Annotated in this window: 13 protein-coding genes; 11 read left to right on the top strand and 2 right to left on the bottom strand. The window is 63.5% G+C overall.

Annotation, left to right across the window (positions count from 1 at the left end):
* Positions 1 to 17 precede the first annotated feature (17 nt).
* The 9 genes from hppD (at position 18) to kefC (ending at position 16293) form a co-directional block, all read left to right on the top strand.
* Positions 18 to 1145: a 4-hydroxyphenylpyruvate dioxygenase gene (gene hppD, locus IGS58_RS23010; protein ID WP_034783523.1), complete on the top strand. Its 1128-nt coding sequence runs from the start codon at positions 18 to 20 to the stop codon at positions 1143 to 1145.
* A gap of 195 nt (positions 1146 to 1340) precedes the next feature.
* On the top strand, positions 1341 to 4937 hold the full coding sequence (locus IGS58_RS23005) for an indolepyruvate ferredoxin oxidoreductase family protein (RefSeq protein WP_070258584.1): 3597 nt from the start codon (positions 1341 to 1343) through the stop codon (positions 4935 to 4937).
* A gap of 123 nt (positions 4938 to 5060) precedes the next feature.
* On the top strand, positions 5061 to 6560 hold the full coding sequence (locus IGS58_RS23000) for a S41 family peptidase (protein ID WP_230522801.1): 1500 nt from the start codon (positions 5061 to 5063) through the stop codon (positions 6558 to 6560).
* Between the two features lie 163 nt (positions 6561 to 6723).
* Entirely contained in the window at positions 6724 to 9447 is a 2724-nt protein-coding gene (locus tag IGS58_RS22995) for a TonB-dependent receptor plug domain-containing protein (RefSeq protein ID WP_230522800.1), read from the top strand.
* A gap of 125 nt (positions 9448 to 9572) precedes the next feature.
* A complete protein-coding gene (locus tag IGS58_RS22990) occupies positions 9573 to 11372 on the top strand; it encodes a M14 family metallopeptidase (protein ID WP_070258590.1) in 1800 nt (599 codons plus the stop codon).
* 132 nt (positions 11373 to 11504) lie between these two features.
* Positions 11505 to 12650 (top strand): ankyrin repeat domain-containing protein, encoded by a 1146-nt coding sequence (locus IGS58_RS22985; RefSeq protein WP_230522799.1) that lies wholly within the window; start codon positions 11505 to 11507, stop codon positions 12648 to 12650.
* A 3-nt stretch (positions 12651 to 12653) separates the two neighbouring features.
* Entirely contained in the window at positions 12654 to 13799 is a 1146-nt protein-coding gene (locus IGS58_RS22980) for an MGDG synthase family glycosyltransferase (RefSeq protein ID WP_230522798.1), read from the top strand.
* Positions 13800 to 13809: 10 nt separating this feature from the next.
* Positions 13810 to 14382, top strand: a complete 573-nt coding sequence (locus tag IGS58_RS22975; protein ID WP_230522797.1) for a dual specificity protein phosphatase family protein — start codon at positions 13810 to 13812, stop codon at positions 14380 to 14382.
* A 96-nt stretch (positions 14383 to 14478) separates the two neighbouring features.
* A complete protein-coding gene (gene kefC, locus IGS58_RS22970; RefSeq protein WP_230522796.1) occupies positions 14479 to 16293 on the top strand; it encodes a glutathione-regulated potassium-efflux system protein KefC in 1815 nt (604 codons plus the stop codon).
* A gap of 91 nt (positions 16294 to 16384) precedes the next feature.
* Here kefC and pepF read toward each other — a convergent pair whose 3' ends face one another.
* Entirely contained in the window at positions 16385 to 18265 is a 1881-nt protein-coding gene (gene pepF, locus IGS58_RS22965) for an oligoendopeptidase F (RefSeq protein WP_230522795.1), read from the bottom strand.
* Between the two features lie 147 nt (positions 18266 to 18412).
* Positions 18413 to 19741, bottom strand: coding sequence for an amidohydrolase (locus IGS58_RS22960; protein WP_070258600.1), 1329 nt, complete (start codon positions 19739 to 19741; stop codon positions 18413 to 18415).
* A 196-nt stretch (positions 19742 to 19937) separates the two neighbouring features.
* On the opposite strand from IGS58_RS22960, the gene IGS58_RS22955 reads away from it, so the two are divergent.
* Both IGS58_RS22955 and IGS58_RS22950 read left to right on the top strand, forming a co-directional pair.
* Complete coding sequence (locus tag IGS58_RS22955; RefSeq protein WP_230522794.1) at positions 19938 to 21644, top strand: methyl-accepting chemotaxis protein; 1707 nt, start codon at positions 19938 to 19940, stop codon at positions 21642 to 21644.
* A gap of 129 nt (positions 21645 to 21773) precedes the next feature.
* On the top strand, positions 21774 to 22640 hold the full coding sequence (locus IGS58_RS22950; protein ID WP_070258604.1) for an ABC transporter ATP-binding protein: 867 nt from the start codon (positions 21774 to 21776) through the stop codon (positions 22638 to 22640).
* The last annotated feature ends 7 nt before the right edge of the window (positions 22641 to 22647 follow it).

The raw sequence follows: 22647 nt of genomic DNA, 5'->3' as shown, positions 1-22647 counted from the left end.
TTCTTGGAGGAGACATCATGCAATTTCAGCCTTGGGATAACCCGATGGGTACCGATGGTTTCGAGTTCGTCGAGTATGCAGCACCAGACCCAAAAGCATTGGGCAAGCTGTTCGAGAACATGGGCTTCACGGCCATCGCGCGCCACCGCCACAAGGATGTGACCCTGTACCGTCAGGGTGACATCAATTTCATCATCAATGCCGAACAAGATTCGTTCGCGCAGCGTTTTGCCCGCCATCACGGCCCGTCCGTGTGCGCCATCGCCATCCGCGTCGACGACGCGGCCTTCGTGTACCGCCGCGCGCTGGAACTGGGCGCCTGGGGTTTCGATAACAAAACAGGTCCGATGGAGCTGAATATCCCCGCCATCAAGGGCGTGGGCGATTCGCTGCTGTACTTCGTCGACCGCTGGCGCGGCAAGGGCGCCGATAAGCCGGACGCGGCCGCACCAGGCGGCATCGGCGACATCAGCATCTATGACGTCGACTTCGTCGCCATTCCCGGCGCCGTCGCCAACCCGGTCGGCCATGGCCTGACCTATATCGACCACCTGACGCACAATGTGCACCGTGGCCGCATGAAGGAATGGGCCGGTTTCTATGAAAACCTGTTCAACTTCCGCGAAGTGCGCTACTTCGATATCGAAGGCAAGCATACGGGCCTGAAGTCGAAAGCCATGACTTCGCCATGCGGCAAGATCCGCATCCCGATCAACGAATCGTCGGACGACAAGTCGCAGATCGCCGAATACCTGGACCAGTACCATGGCGAAGGCATTCAGCATATCGCGCTGGGCACCGATGATATCTACGGCTCCGTGCAAGGCATGCGCGATACGGGTATCGATTTCCAGGACACGATTGAAACATACTATGAGCTGGTCAACCGCCGCCTGCCGAACCACGGCGAGCAGCTGGAAGAACTGCGCCGCCTGCGCATCCTGATCGATGGCCACAGCACGGAAAACGAACGCGAACTGCTGCTGCAAATCTTCACGCAGACGGTGATCGGCCCGATCTTCTTCGAGATCATCCAGCGCAAGGGCGACCAGGGCTTCGGCGAAGGCAATTTCCGCGCCCTGTTCGAATCGATCGAGCTGGACCAGATCAAGCGCGGCGTGCTGAAAGATACGAACGCGGCGTAATGTTGCTTTGTAACAAATAGTAGTAAAAAGAGTACCGGCCCGGGAGTGCAGCGCAGCAAAGAACTGCGCGCATTCCTGTGGTAGTCTACGACAAACAAGTCATTTTTCCGCACCGGCATGCTCACAAAGCGCGGCCGGTACGTGTGAGTTCAACCGACTTTGCACGCGTAGCACAGAGAATAATGGAGACAAGTAATGAATGCACCAATCAAGGGCTCGAGTCTTGAGCCGGGCGCGCACGCGTCTGAAATTTCCCTGAACGACAAATACACCTTGGAGCGTGGCCGCGCCTTCATGACGGGCACGCAAGCGCTGATCCGCCTGCCCATGCTGCAGCGCGAGCGCGACCTGAAGGCTGGCCTGAATACGGCCGGCTACATCACCGGTTACCGCGGTTCGCCTGTGACGTCCGTCGACATGACGGCGATCAAGGCCAAGAAATACCTCGATGAGCACCACGTCAAATTCCACCCGGGCCTGAATGAAGACCTGGCCGCCACGGCCGTCTGGGGCACGCAGCAAACGAATCTGTTCGAAGACGCGAAATACGATGGCGTGTTCGGCATGTGGTACGGCAAGGGCCCCGGCGTCGACCGTTGCGGCGACGTATTCAAGCACGCCAATAATGCCGGCTCCGCCAAGCACGGCGGCGTGCTGGTGCTGGCCGGCGACGACCATGCGGCCAAGTCCTCGTCCACGGCGCACCAGTCCGACCATATCCTGAACGCCTGCGGCATTCCCGTGCTGTATCCGTCGTCGGTGCAGGAATACATCGACTACGGCTTGCACGCCTGGGCCATGAGCCGCTACACGGGCTTGTGGGTGTCGATGAAATGCGTGACCGACATCATCGAGTCGGGCGCCGCCGTCGACTTCGACCCGGACCGTGTGCAGATCACCCTGCCGACCGACTTCGAGATGCCGGCCGGTGGCCTGAACATCCGCTGGCCCGACACGGTGCTGGAGCAGGAAGTGCGCATGAACAGCTACAAGTGGTATGCGGCGCTGGCGTATGCGCGTGCCAACAAGCTCAATAAAATCATCTGGGACAGCCCGAAGGCGCGTATCGGCATCATCACGGCCGGCAAATCCTACCTCGATACGCGCCAGGCGCTGGCCGACCTGGGCATCGATGAGCAGACGGCGTCCGATATCGGCATCCGCCTGTACAAGATCGGCATGACCTGGCCGCTGGAAGCGGACGGCGTGCACGAATTCGCCAAGGGCCTCGACGAGATCCTCGTGGTGGAAGAAAAGCGCCAGATACTCGAATACGCGCTGAAGGAAGAACTCTACAACCTTAAAGACGGCGAGCGTCCGCGCGTGGTCGGCAAGTTCGACGACACGGGCGAATGGAGCAACCAGAAGGGCACGGGCCACGGCGACTGGCTGCTGCCGGCCACGTATGAGCTGAACCCGGCCATGATCGCGCGCGCGATTGCCAGCCGCATTTCGCGCTACTACGCGGGTCATCCGGTCGAGCAGCGCGTGAAGGAGCGCATCGCCTACCTGGAAGCGAAGGAAAACGTCCTCAAGGCCATCAGTGTGAAACCCGATCCGCAAAAGGACCGCACGCCGTTCTTCTGCTCCGGCTGCCCGCACAACAGCTCGACCAAGGTGCCGGAAGGCTCGCGCGCGCTGGCCGGCATCGGCTGCCATTACATGGTGCTGTGGATGGACCGCGAAACGTCGACATTTACCCACATGGGCGCCGAAGGCGTCACGTGGGTGGGACAGGCGCCGTTCACGAATGAAAAGCACGTGTTTACCAACCTCGGCGACGGCACGTATTTCCACTCGGGCATCCTGGCCATCCGCGCGGCCGTCTCGGCCAAGGTGAACATCACCTATAAAATCCTGTTCAACGATGCGGTGGCCATGACGGGCGGCCAGGAATTCGACGGGCCTTTGTCTCCGGCCATCATTTCGCGCCAGATCGCCGCCGAAGGCGTCGGTCCCATCATCGTCGTCACGGACGAACCGGAAAAATACCCGGACGATTACGCCTGGGCCGAAGGCGTCACCGTGCGCCACCGCTCGGAACTGATGGACGTGCAGCGCGAACTGCGCGACATGCCCGGCGTGTCGGCCATGATCTACGACCAGACCTGCGCCTCGGAAAAACGCCGCCGCCGGAAACGCAATGAATACCCGGACCCGGCCAAGCGCGCCGTCATCAACGAAGCCGTCTGCGAAGGCTGCGGCGACTGTTCCGTGCAATCGAACTGCCTGTCGGTGGAGCCGCTGGAAACGGAACTGGGGCGCAAGCGCCAGATCAACCAGTCGTCCTGCAACAAGGATTTCTCGTGCACGACGGGCTTCTGCCCCAGCTTCGTGACGGTGGAAGGCGGCGGCCTGAAAAAGCCGAAGAAAGCGGCTGCCGCCGACAAGGATGCGCCAGCAGTGCCGGCCTTGCCGACGCCGCAGATTCCATCGACGGCCGAGCCGTTCGGCATTCTGGTCACCGGCATCGGCGGCACGGGCGTCGTCACCGTCGGCCAGATCCTGGCCATGGCGGCCCACGTGGAAGGCAAGGGCTGTTCCGTGCTGGACATGAGCGGCCTGGCGCAAAAAGGCGGCCCTGTCATGTCGCACGTGCGCCTGGCGGACCGCCAGGAAGATATCCACTCGACGCGCGTCGGCACCGGTGCGGCCGATCTCGTCATCGGTTGCGACCTGATCGTCACGGCCAGCCGCGACGCCCTGTCGCGCATGGGTGAAGGACGCAGCTGGGCCATGATCAACTCGACCAGTTCGTCGACGGCTGCCTTCGTGAAGAACCCTGACTGGCAATTCCCCGGCGCTTCCGCGCGCATGGAAATCGAAAAGGCGTGCGGCAGCGACCACGTGGACTTCATCGACGCGGGCCAGATCGCCACGGCGCTGATGGGTGACTCGATTGCGACGAATATGTTCATGCTGGGCTACGCCTGGCAAAAGGGCAAAGTGCCATTGAGCGAAGCGTCCATCATGAAGGCCATCGACTTGAACAACGTCTCGGTGGCGTTCAACAAGGCCGCCTTCAACTGGGGCCGCGCCGGCGCCCACGATACGGCCAGCCTGGTACGCATGACAACGCCAGCCAAGGTGGTGGAATTCAAGCGCATCGACACGCTCGACGACATCATCGAAAAACGGGTGGCCCTGCTGACGGCCTATCAGGACCGCGCGTATGCGCAGCAGTATCTGGACTTCGTCGGCCAGGTGCGCGCCGCCGAAAGCGCCCTGAATGGCCCGCAGCTGCGCCTGACGGAAGCCGTGGCCCGCTACTTCTACAAGCTGATGGCCTACAAGGACGAGTATGAAGTGGCGCGGCTGTACACGGACGGCGCCTTCCAGGCGAAGATCGCCGCCATGTTCGAAGGCGACATCAAGCTCAAGTTCCACCTGGCGCCGCCGATCATGGCCAAGACGGATGCCCAGGGCCATCTGGTGAAGAAGGAATTCGGCCCGTGGATGATGAAGGCGTTTGGCGTGCTGGCCAAGTTCAAGGGCTTGCGCGGCACGGCCTTCGACGTGTTCGGCCATACGGCCGAGCGCAAGATGGAGCGCGCGCTGATTCTTGAGTACCGCGCGACGGTAGGCGGCTTGCTGCCGAAACTGACGACGGCCAAGCTGGCGCAAGCAGTGGCGATTGCCAGCATTCCGGAAGACATCCGCGGCTATGGCCATGTGAAGGAGCGTCATTTGAAGGCGGCGAAAGAGAAGGAAGCCAGTTTGCTGATCGCCTTCAATGCGCCGACGCCGCTGCCGCCCGTCGTGGCTGCGCCCGTGGCGGCCACCGTGGCTTGATGGGGTGAACTCCACGCTGTAGCAATGGCGCCTGCGGGCGCCATTTTTTTGTGTCAAAGAAAACAACGCCTGCCGGGAAAACGCATTATAATTTTTAGATAATTTCTTTTCGGAAAGTTTGTCATGCATTCCCTGCGCCGTCGTTCCCTCGCTGTTTCCTTCGTATTAGTGTTGAGTGCCTGCGGAGGCGGCGGAGGCAGCAGCGACGGCGCGCCCGTCGTCCCGCCCTTGACGCCAACCGGGCCGACGGCGCTGGTCGCTTCATCCACGGTGGCGAACCGCTGCGAGGCGCCGCGCAGCGGCAGCAGCATCGACAAGCCGGGCACCTTGCTCAATGAACAGACGTGGGTGCGCAGCTGGATCGATGAAACGTATCTGTGGTACCGCGAAGTGCCGACCACCTACCTGCCGCAAAGCTTCACCACGGCCAAGGCGTACTTCGATGTGCTGAAAACGACGGCCACGACGGCGTCCGGCAAGCCGAAGGACCAGTTCCATTTCACGTATACGACGGCGGAATGGGAAGCCTCGCTCAATGGCGTGGAACTGGGCTACGGCATGCTGCTGGCGCTGACGCGCACCACGCCGCCGCGCAAGGCGGTGGTCACCATTGTCGAGCCAGGCTCGCCGGCGGCACTGGCGGGCTTGCGGCGCGGTGACGTGCTGCAAACCGTCGATGGCGTCGATTTCGTCAATGCCCCCGACACGGCCAGCGTCAATATCCTCAACGCGGGCCTCTTCCCTGCAGCGCAAGGCACGCATACGCTGGCGTTCAGCCGCAACGGGGCGCCCATCTCCGTGAGCCTGCAGGCGGTGGAGGTCAGCACCAGCGCCGTGCAGAACGAGCGCATCATCGACACGCCCACGGGCAAGGTGGGCTACCTGACCTTCAATACGCATAACAATGTGGCCGAACGCCAGCTGGTCGAGACCATGACCCGCTTCCAGGCGGCCGGCATCAGCGACCTGGTGCTCGACGTGCGCTACAACGGCGGCGGATATCTGGATGTCGCCAGTGAACTCGCTTACATGATTGCTGGCCCGCAAGTTACTACCGGCAAGACCTTCGAGCAGGTGCTCTTCAATGACAAGACCCGGCCGGAAGCGCCCGTGCCATTCCATGCGCAAAGCCAGGGCTTCGGCGGCCCGAATCCCCTCGCCAAGGGAACGCCACTGCCCTCCCTGGGTCTCAAGCGCGTGACCTTGCTGACAACCGGCAATACCTGTTCGGCCAGCGAAGCGATCATCAACGGCTTGCGCGGCGTGGACGTGCAGGTCAACCTGATCGGCGGCACGACGTGCGGCAAGCCCTACGGTTTCTTTCCCGCGCCGAATTGCGGCACCACGTATTTTGCCGTGCAGTTCCAGGGCGTCAATGCCAAGGGCTTTGGCGACTTTGCCGATGGCATGGCGCCGACCTGCGACGTGGCGGACGATTACCAGCACCAGTTGGGCGATGCGGCCGAAGGCATGCTGGCGGCGGCGCTGCGCTACCGCAGCAGTGGCAGCTGCACGCCGGCCGCGGGCGCGCTTAGACTGCTGGGTTCAATCGAGAGTCCGGCCGACACGGCCACGCGCCTGCTGCGCCCGGCCTACAAGGAAATTGCCATCATTCGCCGTTAAGGCGCATGTTCCTGCCATGTGCCAGGCTAGGGGCGTGGCGTTTTTCTGCTCATAAATCTTTCTATATAACAATTTTGATATATAGAAAGATGAATCCATTCGTTCTGTAATTACTGGCATTTTGATATCTTCCGCCTTCTCCCTAACCTTGAGAAGCGCAAAGATGCCTATACAATTCAAGTTACCACCGCTCACCGTAGCCGTACTGGCCATCCTGGGCGGTTCCGCATGGCAGGCGCACGCGCAAACGCAAGCGCCCGCAGCGGATCAGCAGCCGGCGGCCACCCCGCCAGCCGTCGTGGTCACCGGTTCGCGGATTCCCCGCGCCAGCCTGGAAGGCCCGTCTTCCGTCACCATCCTGACGGGGGATGAAATCACCAAGCAAGGGTACAAGAACGTCTTCGATGCGCTGACCAACCAGGTACAGAACAGCGGCTTTACGCAAGGCGAAGACTTCGGCAATACGTTCACGCCGTCGGCCAATACCATCAGCTTGCGCGGCCTGGGCCCGAACCACACCTTGATCCTGCTCAATGGTCGCCGCCTGGCCGACTTCCCCGTCGCCTACGAAGGCACGGTCAACTTCACCAACCTGGCGAATATCCCGTCGAGCATTGTCGACCGCATCGAGATCCTCAACGGCGGCGCTTCGGCCATCTATGGTTCCGACGCGATCGCCGGCGTGGTCAACGTCATCCTGAAAAAGCAGACGGAAGGTTTCGATATCAATGTCAAGGCGGGCGGCACCACGCGTGGCGGCGCCGGCAACCAGCGCGTGCAACTGACGGGCGGCGGCAATTTCGACAAGTTGCATACCTTGTTCAGCTTGGAGCTGAGCCAGCGCGATCCGCTGTCGAGCCTGCAGCGCGACTTCATGGCCACCCGTTCGGGCACGCCGACGAATATCGCCTCGCGCCGCGTGGTCCAGGCGGGCACCTCCGGCAGCTACGTGGACCTGGGCGATACCTGCAACCAGTTCGGCGACCTGTTCGGCGGCAGCGTCGTCAAGTACCAGGCGAAGAACGGCAGCTATTGCGCCAGCCCGAAAGTCGGCCCCACTTACTGGACCACGCAAACCAAGAACCGCAGCCAGAACGTGTTCGGCAGCGCCAACTATGAGCTGTCGCCGGAAACGACCCTGTTCGCCGACTTCCTGATCGGCAAGAACTCGACCGAGAACAACACGCGCGGCCCGACGTGGACGTCGTCGTCGACGGGCAGCAGCTATTTCCGCAACCAGAACACGAATCGCTACGAAGCGTGGACGCGTTATATATCGCCCGAGGAAATGGGCGGCGTGGAGCGCTACAACCGCAAGTGGGACGACCTGGCCACGGCCATCTCGCTGGGCGCCAAGGGCCGCATTCCCGGCACGTCATCCTGGCAGTATGAAGCGAACTACAATGCCTCGGTGTACAAGAGCGAAAGCCACACGCCGCGCGCGCTGGCCAATATCGACAGCTTCTTCCTGGGACCGAAACTGGGCACCGACGCTGCCGGCGTGCCGATCTACGCACCGGATCCGGCCCGCCTGTCGCGCCGCGTGACGGCGGCCGAATTCGACACCATCACGGGCAATTCCGACAGCGACGACAAGGCCTGGACGAATACCCTGAGCTTGTCCACGAATGGCGACCTGTTCCAGCTGCCCGCCGGCGTGGCGAAGATCGCCACCATCGCCGAAGTGGGCAAGCAGGGCTTCAGCAATGTGCCCGATGCGCGCCTGAACGACGGTTACTTCAACGTCGCCACCAAATCCGATATCACGGCTGGCACGCGTACCCGCTATGCGCTGGGGGCGGAATTGAATCTGCCGCTGCATGAAAAGCTGACCGGTACCCTGGCCGGCCGTTACGACCGCTACAGCTTTGCCGGCCGCCACGAGGGCAAGTTCACCTACAACGGCGGCCTGGAACTGCGTCCCGCGCCTGAGCTGCTGTTCCGCGCCAACTACGCCACCAGCTTCCGCGCGCCGGACATGAACTACATCTACAAGGCGCGCGGCACCGGTTACTATGCGAGCACCACCGACTACTACCGCTGCGGCGCCGCCGGTCAGAGCATCGACAAATGCGAATTTGCCAACAAGTCGCCGGGCGCCGATTATGTGCAGAACGGCAGCCGCGACCTGCAGTCGGAAAAAGGCAAGTCGTTCGGCGTCGGCGCCGTCTGGTCGCCCAGCTCGAACTTCGACGTCTCCGTCGACTACTGGAACATCAAGATCGATGACCTCGTGACGAACCTGAGTTCGGACAAGATCTTGCGCGACGAAGCCGATTGCCGCCTGGGCAAGACGGATATCAATTCGCCGACCTGCGTCGATACCCTGGGCCGCGTCGAGCGCTTCGCGGCGAATGCCCTGAACCGCGCCGGCGAGATCAAGACCATCACCGTCAATCCGATCAATGCGGCAAAGCAGAGCAGCAGCGGCATCGACGTGAGCCTGAAGTACCTGTTGCGCACGGCGGACTACGGCCGTTTCGCCTTCAAGGCCAACTACGCCAAGGTGCTGAGCAAGAAGTCGCAGCAATTCGTCGGCGACGAAGAGATCGACGAGACGAAATCGCTGACGAACATGGATTGGCCCGACAAGCTGAACCTGAGCGTGAACTGGAGCGCGGGCGACTGGTCGAATACCCTGCTGGTCAGCCGCTACGGCAAGATCCCGAACGCCGCCAGCACGGCCTATCTGACGCCGACGGCGCTGGCCAATATCAGCACCGTGTACCGCATCAACGACCGCGCCACCTTGTCGCTGATCGTCAACAACGTCTTCGACAAGATCAAGCGAGACGACAGCGGCGGCTGGCCGTACTACCCGGTGGGCAGCTACAGCCCGCAGGGTCGCCAGGGCTGGGTCGAGTTCAACTACCACTTCGGCTCGTAATTCACGCTTGCCAGAGCAAGGCCGGAGCAGCTGACGCTGTTCCGGCTTTTTTGTTTGCCACGGCGTTTTTACCTGAGCGCCACTCTATAATGGCCCGCTTGTCCTCTCTCGATGGAGTTTGACCCATGCTACGCCACGCCCTGCTGTCCGCCGCCATGTTGTCCCTGTTTGCCGTCAACGCGCATGCCGCGCGCGATATGCGGCTGTTTTCCCTGAAAACAGTGGCCGACTACACGGGTTTCCAGGAGACGGGACGCTACGAGGAAGTCGAGGCCTTGTGCTTCCGCTTCGAATCCCACCACCCGAAACAGGCGCGCTGCTTCGAGTATGGCCGCTCGCCGGAAGGACGGCGCATGCTGGCGCTGGCCGTTTCCAACACGGGCGCGCTGACGCCGGACGAAGCGGCGCGCCGCAAGCTGCCGGTACTGCTGGTGCAGGGCGGTATCCATGCGGGGGAAATCGATGGCAAGGATGCGGGCTTCCTGGCCCTGCGTGAAATATTGGAGGGCAAGGCGGCTCCCGGCGTGCTGGACAAGCAGGTGGTACTGTTCGTACCCGTGTTGAATGTCGACGGCCATGAGCGCTTCGGTGCGTGGAACCGTCCGAACCAGCGGGGGCCGAAGGAAATGGGCTGGCGCAGCACGGCACAGAATCTCAATTTGAACCGCGACTACATGAAGGCCGACTCTCCCGAGATGCAGCACATGCTGGCGCTGGTCAATGCCTGGGATCCGCTGGCTTACGTGGACTTGCACGTGACGGACGGCGCCCAGTTCGAACCCGATATCTCGATTCAGGTCGAACCCGTGCACGCGGGCGATGCGGCATTGCGCGCGGCGGGAACGGCGCTGCGCGACGGCGTGCTGGCCGACCTGGCAAAGCAGGGTTCCGATCCGAAGCCGTTCTACATGTCGTTTGCCGAAGAAGACAATCCGCAGTCGGGTTTTGTCGATTCGACGCCAAACCCGCGCTTTTCGCACGGCTATTTCCTGTTGCGTAACCGTTTCGGCGTGCTGGTGGAAACCCACTCGTGGAAGGACTACCCGACCCGCGTGCGTATCACGCGCAACACCATCGTTTCCCTGCTGTCGCAGATGGCGCAGCACGGCGCCGCATGGCGACAAACCGCAGTGGAGGCGGACCTGCGCGCGACGCAGCTGGCCGGCAGCCAGTTTCCCCTCAGCTACAAGACCACGGAGAAAAGCCGTATGATCGCGTTTCGCGGCTATGCCTATACGCGCACGCCGTCCGAAGTGTCGGGCGCGCTGATGACGCGCTATGACGAAAAGAAGCCGCAAATCTGGAACGTGCCGCTGCGCGACGAGATCGTGCCCGACCTGCAGGTGACCGCGCCGAAGGCCGGCTACCTGGTGCCATGCGCGCAGGAGAAGATGGTGGGCGCCAAATTGCGCCAGCACGGCATCGCCTACGAGGAAATGACCTTCCACGGCTCCAGGGAGAATGTGGAAGTCTTCCGCGCCACGCAGGTGAAGTTCGGCGCGCAGTCGTTCGAAGGTCGCCAGACGGTGGCGGTACAGGGCGAATGGCAGAAGGAGGTGCGCCTGCTCGATAGCTGCGTGCTGTACGTGCCCGTCAACCAGCCGAAGGCGCGCCTGGTGATGGCGCTGCTCGAGCCGCGCGCGCCGGACTCGCTGCTGGCCTGGGGCAGCTTCAACACGGCGTTCGAGCGCAAGGAATACATGGAGGACTATGTGGCCGAGGATGTGGCGCGCGCGCAGTTGGCGGCCGACCCGGCACTGGCGGCGCAGTTCCGGCAGAAGCTGGCCGATGAGCCCGCGTTTGCAAAGAGTCCGCGCGCGCGCCTGGAGTTTTTCGCCCGCCGCCACGCCTCGTGGGATGAGCGGCTGAACCTGTATCCGGTCATGCGCATCGATGTGCTGCCTGTCAGTATCATGGATTTGTAACGCCCAGTATGACATCCAGTACGCGCGTCGCCGCACGGTGCACACCGGAGTTGTTAAATCGCATAGATTAATCGAAAGAAAATGCTATTCTCCGCTTGATGATGGCGCCGCCACCACGAGCAGAGACGAGGAATGGGTAATAACACACTGTATAACCAGCACCGCGAGACTTTTTTTCGCCTCTGCGACGCCGTGGACGGGAATCAGGTGGAACAGGTGCGCAGCCTGCTCGAGGCCACGCCGCTGCTGTTGACCTTGCGCCGCTACAACATGGATGACGGCGAGTCGCTGCTGCATCTGGCCGCGGCCGCCGGCAGCCGCGACGTCTGCGCCCTGCTCGTGTCGCTGGGCATGGACATCGATCTGCCCTTGCCCGGTTACCGCAACCATACGCCGCTGGACGCGGCGGCAGGCCATGGCCATCTCGATACCTGCCGCTGGCTGCTCGAGCATGGCGCTGCCGTCGATGGCCTGCCGGACAATATCCTGTCGCCGCTGGACAGCGCCTGCGTTGGCGGCCATCAGGACGTGGTCGCGTTGCTGCTGCAGCGGGGCGCCAATCCGAACCGCCTGCATACGCGCTGGAACCAGGCGCCGGTCGATATCGCCACCGGCTGGGGCTTTCCGGCGATCGCCCAATTGCTCGCTGCCGCCGGCGGCGTCAGCATACTCGACGTGCCGCAGCAGGCGGCCGCCTCGCCGCAGGAGGCGATCCGCACCTTCATGCACAACAGCGCCGGCTGGGTGCTGCCGGCCGTGTTCAGCCCGGACAGCGGCGACGCGCGCTTTTCGCTGGGGATCAGCTGCATCGATGGCAAGAGCGATTTCAAGCTGCTGTTTACGGCCGGCCTGTTCCAGCAATCGCCGATGACCGAACTGGCCATCTGCCTGCCGGCCCGCTGGCCGCTGACCGTGCACGGCTTCACGGAACATAGCCCATGGCGCTTTCCGGTGGCGCTGCTGGCACATCTGGGACGACGCACGCTCGATCAGGCCAGCCTGGCCGCGGGCGAGCTGCTGCGGCGCGACGATCCGCACCTGGCGGATCTGGCCTGGCCGGACGGCGTCGATGCGCTGCTGGCCATCGACAAGCGCTGGAATCCGGCGCCCGAGGAAGAAGACATTGCCGACGATGACAAGGTCACCATCTATCTGCTGGTGCCGGTGAAGTTCACCAAAAAAGGCGCGCCCGACGCCAGCACCTTGCCGGCTTTGATGCAGCGCAAGCTCAAAGGCAGCTGGAAAGTGTCGGCCCTGCCTGTCCCCGTCATTGGTTAGCTCATGACAAAAAAAATTCTTCTCCTGAGCGTCTCGGCCGGCGCCGGCCACATGCGCGCGGCGCAAGCCATCGAGGCGTATGCGGCGCGCGATGGCGGCGCAGGCCCTGCGGCGCTGGCCCTGCATCTCGACGTGATGGACTTCGTCACGCCGGCATTTCGCAAGCTGTACACGGATTTCTATATCAAGCTGGTCAACAAGGCCCCCGCGCTGTGGGGCTATCTGTATCACGCCACCCACGATGCGCCGCGCGACAGCACCATGCAGCGCCTGCGTCGTGGCATCGAGCGCCTCAACACGCGCGCGCTGATGGCGCAGATCGCCGCCTTCCAGCCAGACGCCATCATCTGCACGCATTTCCTGCCGGCCGAACTGCTGTCGCGCGCGCTGCGCCAGCAGCAGCTGGCTTGCCCCGTGTGGGTGCAGGTCACGGATTTCGACTTGCACCGCATGTGGGTGCATGAACAGATGCAGGGATATTTCGCCGCCACCGACGAAGTGGCGTTCCGCATGCGCCACGAAGGCATCCCCGCCGAACGCATCCACGTGACGGGCATCCCCATCATGCCCGCGTTTGCGCAGCTACCCGAACGCGTGTCGTGCGCGCAGGCGTTTGGCCTCGACCCGCAGCGCACGACGATCCTGCTGATGGGCGGCGGGGCGGGACTGGGCAGCCTTGAAACGGTCGCCGCGCGCCTGCTGGCGTTGCCGGGCGACTTCCAGCTGATCGTACTGGCGGGGAAAAACGCCGCCGCGCTGGCGGCGCTGCAGGCACTGGCCGGCCAGTATCCGGGCCGCCTGCTGGCGCAAGGCTTTACCAGCGAAGTCGAGCGCCTGATGGCGTGCGCCGACCTGGTGATCACCAAGCCGGGCGGGCTGACCACCTCGGAATGCCTGGCCCTGGGCTTGCCCATGATCGTCAACTCGCCGATTCCGGGGCAGGAAGAGCGCAATGCCGACTATCTGCTGGAGCAGGGCGTGGCCCTGAAGGCATTCGATGCCGTCACCCTGGAATATCGCGTGCGCCTGCTGCTCGATCATCCTGAACAGTTGCACGCCATGCGCGCGAAAGCGCTGGCCCTGGGCCGTCCGCGCGCCGCTTTGGACGTGCTGGCGCAGGTGCTGCGCGCTGGCGCCATTCGTCAATAACAAGGACACCATGATGTTGCATGCAGTACTTTTGACGCTCGCCCTGGGGCTGGCCGCCGCGCCGGCCGGGGCGCAGCCATCGCCGCCACGCCATCCGGACTGGGCCACGCCGCTGCCGCAGGTGTCGAACCTGCACCAGGTCACGCCCGTCCTGTACCGCAGCGCCAGGCTTGACAGCGCCGACGTGGCCCAGCTGCAGGCGCTGGGCGTGAAGACGGTGATCAGCCTGCGCTCCTTCCACTCCGATACGCAGGTGCTCGATGGCAGCGGCATCCGCGCCGTCCGCATTCCCATCAATACCTGGGCTATCCGCGACAAGCACGTGATCGACACCATGCGTGCCATCCGCGCCGCGGGGCAGGACGGCCCCGTGCTGCTGCACTGCCTGCACGGCGCCGACCGCACGGGCATGATGGCCGCCATGTACCGCATGCTGTACCAGGGTTGGCCGCGCGAGAAGGCGATCGACGAGCTGAAAAATGGCGGTTACGGCTACCACGCCGTGTGGAAAAATATCGAAAGCTACCTCCAGCGCGTGAATGTCGACGAACTACGCGCGCGCATCGACGTACCGCAGCCCTGATACCCGATTTGCGTCGCCAGGCGCCGCGGCCGTTTCACGCCGGCGCGCCACTTCAGGCATGATGTCGTTTCATCCACACATCTGCCCGGAATCCGCATGGAACACCATAGCTTTCTCATCAACATACTGTTTTACCTGGTTGCCGCCATCATCATGGTGCCGCTGGCCAAGCGCCTGGGCATGGGCGCCGTGCTGGGTTATCTGGTGGCCGGCGTCGTTATCGGTCCCTGGGGCCTGGGCCTGATCAAGAATGTCGAGGTGATCCTCAGCTTTTCCGAGTTCGGCGTGGTGCTGCTGCTGTTCCTGATCGGCCTGGAGCTGGAACCCAAACGATTGTGGCTGCTGCGCCGTCCGATTTTTGGCTGGGGCGGGGCGCAGGTGGGTGTCGTCAGCGCGGGCTTGTGCGCCGTGGCCATGGCCTTTGGCGTGGACTGGCGCACCGCGCTGGTGGGCGCGCTGGGACTGTCGCTGTCGTCGACGGCCATCGTGCTGGCCACCCTGGGCGAACGCAAGCTGATGACGACGCCGGCCGGTTCCGCGGGCTTTTCCATTTTGCTGTTCCAGGATATCGCCGCCATTCCCATGATCGCGCTGGTGCCGCTGCTGGGCGGCCTGGTCACGCATAGCGGTGAGCCGGGCTGGCTGCGCGTGGCCAAGCTGGCCGCCGTGCTTGCCGCCTTGGTGATCGGCGGGCGCTTCCTGGTGAACCCCATCCTGCGCTTCATCGCCAGGACGGACTTGCGCGAAATCTTCACGGCCTTCGCCCTGCTGCTGGTGATCGCCATTTGCGTGCTGATGGAATCGGTGGGCTTGTCGATGGCGCTGGGTACCTTCATGGCGGGCGTGCTGCTGGCCGATTCCGAATACCGCCATGAACTCATTTCCGACCTGGAGCCGTTCAAGGGACTGCTGCTGGGCCTGTTTTTCATCGCCGTCGGCATGTCCGTCGATTTCGGCGTGCTGCGCGCCCAGCCCCTGCTGATCCTGGCCCTGGTGGCGGGGCTGCTGGCGGTCAAGATCGCCTTGCTGTACCTGCTGTCGAAGTTTGTCGACATTCCCCGCGGCCAGCAGCTGTTCTTTGCGCTGCTGCTGTCACAAGGGGGCGAATTCGCCTTCGTCGTGTTTGCCGCCGCCGAGGCCGCGCACGTGTTTGCGCCGGAGACAGCCGCGCTGCTGGTCGTGGTGGTGACCCTGTCGATGGTGGCCACGCCCTTGCTGCTGCTGGCGCACGATAAATTCGTCGCGCCGCGCCTGCAAGGCGAAAAGAAGCGCCGCCCCGACGACCATATCGAGGCGCAGGACAACCCCATCGTCATCGCCGGTTTCGGCCGCTTCGGCCAGATCATCGGCCGCCTGCTGGCGGCCAATAAAATCGGCGTGACGGTGCTGGACCACGACCCGGACCAGATCGAGCTGCTGCGCAAGTTCGGCTTCAAGGTGTTCTATGGCGACGCCACGCGCGTGGATCTGCTGGTGGCGGCCGGCATCGAGAAGGCCAGGGCGCTGGTGATCGCCATCGACAACGTGGATGACAGCCTGGCCCTGGTCGACGCCGTGCGCCTGCGCCTGCCCGAACTGACGATACTGGCGCGCGCGCGCAACGTCACGCATTACTATGAATTGATGAAGCGGGGCGTGACCCTGATCGAGCGCGAAACGTTCGCGGCGGCGCTGCTGCTGGGGGAACAGACCTTGCAGCAGGTGGGCTTCAGCCCGGAGCGGGCGCAGCGCGCGGCCGGCATCTTTGGCCGGCATAACCTGAAAACCCTGCTGGAAGTGGCGCCGCACTTCCAGGACCAGCAAAAAGTCATGTCCCTCACGCGCCAGGCGCGCGAGGAACTGGAAGACATGTTCGAGAGCGATGCGGCGGCGTTTGCGGCGGCGGAAGCGGAGAACGGTAGGTCGGATTAGCGGGAACCGCGTAATCCGACATCGTGTTGGCGTTGCTGGTGCTGTCGGCTTACGCGCTTTGCGCTAAGCCGACCTACGTTTGGCCTCTGCTTTATTTGCCCCGTTTGCTCTCAATCGCCTCGATCTGGTCCATGATGCCGTTCATGCGCGCCACCAGCGCCTGGTACGGTTTCGGTGACGCCAGGTCGACGCCGGCCGCCTTCACCAGTTCATACGGATAGGCCGAGCCGCCCGCGCCGAGCATCTTCAGGTAGGCGGCCAGCGCGCCCGGTTCCTTGTCGAGGATGCGCTGCGCGAAATCCTGCGCTGCCGCGATCGAGGTGGCGTACTGGAACACGTAGAAGCCGTGATAAAAATGCGGTACGTAGGCCCATTCCAGCGCGTAGGCGGGATCGATGGTCATGACGCCCTGCGCTTCGCCGTGGTAGCGCTTGAGGATGCCGGCATAGATGGCCGTGATCTCTTCGCCCGTCAGCGATTCTCCCTTGTCCACCTTGCCGTGGATGGCCGCCTCGAATTCGGCAAACATGGCTTGGCGGAAGAAGGTGCCGCGCAGGTTTTCCAGCGCCGCGCCCAGGTACAACAGGCGCTCGTCGTCATCCTTGGCCTGCTTCAGGCGCGCATCGAGCAGCAGCGCCTCGTTCGTCGTCGAGGCGATTTCCGCCACAAAGATGCTGTACGGTGCATAGATCGATGGCTGCGCCTTGTTGGCCAGCACCGAGTGCATGGCGTGGCCCCATTCGTGCGTCAGGGTGCTGACGGCTTCGTAATTGTCCGTGTAGTTGAGGAGCACGAACGGATGCACGTCGTACGCGTCGCCATTCATGTACGCGCCCGCCACCTTGCGCGGGCGCGGATACACATCCATCCAGCGCGCGTCCACGGCGGCGGTGAGCGCCTTCACATAGTCGGGCCCCAGCGGCGCGACGGAGGCTAGCATCATTTGCTTGCCGTCGGCCAGCGGGAAGGTGCGGTCGCTTTTCAGCAGCGGCGCATAGATGTCGTAATACGCGAGGTCCTTGACGCCCAGCATGCGCGCGCGCAGCTTGAAGTAGCGATGCAAGGTGGGCAGGTTGGCGTTGGTTTGCGCGATCAGGGTCTGGTAGACGGCTGGCGGCAGATGGTCGGCGTCGAGCGCCGCGCTTTGCGAGTCGGCATAGCGGCGCACCTTCGCATACGCGGCATCCGTCTTCAGCTGGCCGTACAGGGTTTCGCCGAACGTGCGTTCATATTCCTTCCACTTGCCGAAGAAGGCGTCGAACACCAGCTTGCGGTCGGCACGTTTGTCATCGTCGCGGTATTTCGTGTAGGCCGCCTGGTCGAGGCGCACTTGTGTACCGTCCGACAGTGTGACGGTCGGCCACGGGATTTCCGCATTGGCCAGGGTGCGGTAGACGCTGGCGGCCGAGCTTGTTGCCAGGCCAAACTGCGCCACCAGCTGCTCGCCAGCCGCGTCGAGCGTATGCGGCGCGCTGCGCAGCATGTTGCTCAATTGAAAACGGTACAGCTGCAAGCCCTTGTCCTTCGCCAGCATGGCATCGATGCGCTGGCTGCCCAGGGCAAGGATTTCCGGCTGCAGAAAGGTCGTCGCCTGGGAGAAATCGTTGCCCAGCAGGGCGGCGCGCTGGTTCAGCTGGTTGCCCTTGCTGTCGCCCGTATCCTGGTCGTAGTACTGCGCCGCATAGGTGGTGAGCGTGTTGACGCGCTTGCGCGCATCGGCGTACAGGTCCAGGCAGCTTTTCAGGCGGGCCGGCGAGGCTTTCAGCTGCCCTTTGCAGGCGCCCAGTTGCTGCAACTGGGCCGACAGCTTTTTCGCGTCGGCGTCGAACGCGGCATCGTTTTGATACAGCGCCGTCAAATCCCAGCGGTCGGCTTGCCGGTCGGTGGGAGCCGGCGCGGCGAAGGCGGTGGAGATGGCAAAGCCGAGGGCCAGCAGGGTCAGTACGGGGCGTTTGAGCGCGGTTGTCGGCATACAGTATCCATTCATGGTCTGGTTGCAAGGGGTGCCGGCACGAACGTGGCGGCAGACAACGAGCTTACTGCAGCAGGGGGATGAAGGAAAGCATTTCGGACGAAGGGAGGGGAGCGGGGAAAAGCAGCTTCCCCGCGCACTGCCTGATTACTGCTTCTTGCCCAGCAAATCGAGCAGGATCGACGTTTCCGCCGTGATCGCCGCCTTGATGGTCGGCTGGTACTCGGGTGCCCATTGCGGCGAGTGCGGGCCGGCCAGCGGTTTGCCGCTGGCCTTGGCCGCCGCCAGCTTGCCTGGCTCCACTGCGCCGATATGCAGCAGCACGGCTTTCACGCCGGCCTGGCCGTAGTTGGCGAAGTCTTCCGACGTCATCTTGGCCGGCATTTCCGTCACGTTGGCCGCGCCCAGCGATTTTTGCAAGGTAGACACCATGCGCAGGGTCAGGTCCGGGTCGTTGTAGACGGCGTCCGTGCCGGGACGAATCTCCACCAGAGGCTCTTTCGGCGCGCCGGCGGCAAACGCTTCGCCCTTGACTTCACGCGCGATGCTGGCCAGCACGCGCTTGCGCACGGCATCCTTGAAGGTACGCACCGTCAGTTGCATGGTGACCTGGTCGGGCACGATGTTGGCCTGCGTGCCGCCATGGATGCTGCCCACCGTGATGACGACGGGGTCCATCGGATTGTTTTCGCGCGAGACCAGCGTTTGCAGTGCCAGCACGATGCGCGCGGCCATCACGACGGGGTCGCGCGTGTCGTGCGGTGCGGCGCCGTGGCCGCCCTGGCCATACACGGTGATGCTGATGGTGTCGGCGGCGGCGCGGAAGTAGCCGGCGTGGTAGCCCACCGTGCCCGATGGCAGCGTCGCTTCATCGTGGAAGGACAGGGCATAGTCCGGTTTCGGGAAGCGCGTGAACAGGCCGTCCTTCAGCATGGCGGCCGCGCCCAGCAGCGGTTCTTCGGCCGGCTGGCCCACCAGCATCAGGGTGCCGCTCCAGTGCTGGCGGTTGTCGGCCATCAGCTTGGCGCTGCCATACCAGGCCGACATGTGCACGTCGTGGCCGCAGGCATGCATCACCGGCACGCTTTCACCGGCCGCGTTTTTCGTCACCACGCTGCTGGCAAACGGCAGGCCGGTCTTTTCCAGCACCGGCAGCGCATCGATTTCCGTGCGCAGCATGACGACGGGACCGGGGCCGTTGCGCAGGATGGCGACGACGCCCGTGCCGCCGACGCCGGTGGTCACGTCAAAACCGAGCGCCTTGACCTTCTCGGCCAGTTTTTTTGCCGTCTCGACTTCCTGGAACGCCAGTTCCGGGTGGCGGTGCAAGTCCAGGTACAGGCTTTCCACGGCCGGGTAATTGGCTGCGAGCTGGGCCGCGATGGCGGGCGGCAGGGCCGCGCCGTGGGCGCTGCCGGCACAGGCGAGGACGGCGGCAAAGGTGATTTTCTTCAGGGGCAATGCGGAAAGTTTCATAGATTTCTTTGAGAAACAGGCGGGCGGACAAGCGCGGCGCGCCTGTAGTTGCGGAGGAGATTTTTAACTTAACAGAAACATTTCTCAAAATCAATAAATCAGCTACATATATTTCAACAATGTATAATCTGCAATGCAAAAAATTCCATATGGAATTAAATATATCTTCGATGCATTTATTGAGAGAAAAGACACCATGGGCTTTATCGCAAATATCAAGATCGGCAAGCGCCTGAGCATCGGCTTTGTCCTGATCCTGGCAATGACCGTTCTGATCGCTACAGTGGGCGTGTGGCGCCTCAATGAGGTGGCGACGTCGACGCGGGCCATGATGGCCGAACCGCTGACCAAGGAACGCCTGATTACCGACTGGTATGGCTTGAACTTTGCCTCGATCCGTCGCACGGCCGCCATCGTCAAGAGCAGTGACCCGGCGCTGGGACCGTATTTCAAGGAAGACTCGGCCGCGTCCGTGAAGAAGGCGGCCGAATTGCTCAAGCAGATCGAGCCGCTCGTCGTGGGGGACAAGGAAAAAGCCCTGTTTGCCAAGATCCTCGAGCAGCGCAAGGTGTACAGCGCCTCGCGCGACGGGGCCGTCAAGGCCAAGGCCGATGGCGACGTGGAAGGCGCGGCGAAAATTCTCGACACCGCATTTACCCCGGCCGCCAAGGTGTACCAGGATTTACTGCAGGAACTGGTGACCTTGCAGCGCGAAAGCATCGATGCGACGGCCAAGCAGATCGACGCTTCCGCCGTGCATGACACCACCGTCATCAGCCTGCTGACGCTGTTCGCCGTGGCATTCGGCGTGTTGTGCTCGTGGCTGCTGACGACGGGCATCACGCGTCCGCTGCGCCAGGCGCTGGCGCTGGCCGAAACGGTGGCCGCCGGCGACCTGACGCAGACCGTCGCCACGACGGCGAAGGATGAAACGGGGGCGTTGCTCACCGCCCTGGGCAATATGAACAACAATCTGGTCAGCATCGTCAGCCAGGTGCGCAGCGGCACGGACAGTATCGCCACGGCATCGTCGGAAATCGCGGCCGGCAACCTGGACCTGTCGTCGCGCACGGAACAGCAGGCCGGTTCGCTGGAAGAAACGGCTTCGTCGATGGAAGAGCTGACCAGCACCGTCAGGCAGAACGCGGATAACGCGCGCCAGGCCAACCAGCTGGCCATCGCGGCGGCCGGCATCGCCAGCCGCGGCGGCTCGGTGGTGGCCGAAGTGGTGGCGACCATGGGGTCGATCAACGAGTCGTCGCGCAAGATCGTCGACATCATCAGCGTGATCGACGGCATCGCCTTCCAGACGAATATCCTGGCGCTCAATGCGGCCGTGGAAGCGGCGCGGGCTGGCGAGCAGGGGCGCGGTTTTGCGGTCGTGGCCGGCGAAGTGCGCAACCTGGCGCAGCGTTCGGCCGCGGCGGCCAAGGAAATCAAGGGCTTGATCGACGATTCCGTCAGCAAGGTGGGCGTGGGGGCTAAGCTGGTCGACCAGGCCGGCGCGACAATGGATGAAGTGGTGTCCAGCGTCAAGCGCGTGACCGACATCATCGGCGAGATTTCCAGCGCCAGCCAGGAACAGACGCACGGCATCGGGCAAGTCAACCAGGCGATTACCCAGATGGACCAGGTGACCCAGCAGAATGCGGCCCTGGTGGAAGAGGCGGCGGCCGCCGCCGGTTCGCTGCAAGAGCAGGCGAACGGCCTGGCGCAAGTGGTCAGCGTATTCAAGCTGCGCGATCAGCCAGGCTTGCTGCGCCGTCCGGCGCCACAGCCGGCAGCCGCGCGTCCTGCGCCGGCAGCACCGCGCCCGCGCGTTGCCGTGCGCAGCGCCGCCGTGCTGCCAAGGACGCTGGCGCCAGCCAAGGCGGCAGCCGGCGATGACTGGGAAGAGTTTTAATAGCCAGTCGCCGCACCGCTCGTCACGCTTTTCGACCGTTCGCATGGCACATTGCGCCGTTCGTGTGGTGTCGCTGGCGGCAGCGGCGGTGCGCCGATAGGCTGGGGGCTTCTTTCCTGGAGCCCCGCCATGCTATCGCTCAAAGCGCTCGATAAAACTTACGACAACGGCGTTCACGCCATCAATAACGTCAGCCTGGAGATTCCCGCCGGTCTGTTTGGCCTGCTCGGGCCGAATGGCGCCGGCAAGTCCTCGCTGATGCGCACCATTGCCACCTTGCAGGATCCCGACAGCGGCAGCATGCATTTCAACGGCGTCGATGTCGCCAGCGACAAGGCGGCGCTGCGGCGCCAGCTCGGCTACCTGCCGCAGGATTTCGGCGTCTATCCCAGGGTCAGCGCGGTCGAGCTGCTCAATCACTTTGCCATCTTGAAGGGACTGCATCAGCGGGGCGAGCGCCGCGAGGCGGTCGAGGCGCTGCTGCAGCTGACCAATCTGTGGGAGGCGCGCAAGCGCGCCGTCGCCAGCTATTCGGGCGGCATGCGCCAGCGCTTCGGCATCGCCCAGGCGCTGCTGGGCGCGCCGCGCCTGGTGATCGTCGACGAACCGACCGCCGGCCTGGACCCCGATGAACGCCAGCGCTTCCTGAACCTGCTGGCGCGCATCGGCGACAAGGTGGTGGTGATCCTGTCGACCCACATCGTCGAAGACGTGACCAATCTGTGCCCCCGCATGGCCATGATCGCCAAGGGGCGCGTGCTGATCGACGGCGCGCCGCAGGCGGCGATCGCCACCCTGCAGGACCGCGTCTGGCGCCGCAGCGTCAGCGATGCCGAACTGGCGCAGTACCAGCAGCACTGCACGGTGCTGTCGAGCCGCCTGGTGGCGGGCCGCACGCAGATCAACGTGTATGCGGACAGCCAGCCCGATGACGGCTTCCGCCGTGTCGAACCGGACCTGGAAGACGTCTACTTCCTGCAACTGCGGGCGGCCTGAGGAGAAC

The sequence above is a fragment of the Janthinobacterium sp. EB271-G4-7A genome (assembly GCF_020858075.1).
Taxonomy (GTDB): domain Bacteria; phylum Pseudomonadota; class Gammaproteobacteria; order Burkholderiales; family Burkholderiaceae_D; genus Janthinobacterium; species Janthinobacterium lividum.
The sequence above is the reverse complement of the archived record's forward strand: the minus strand, read 5'-3'. Positions and strand labels throughout refer to the sequence as shown.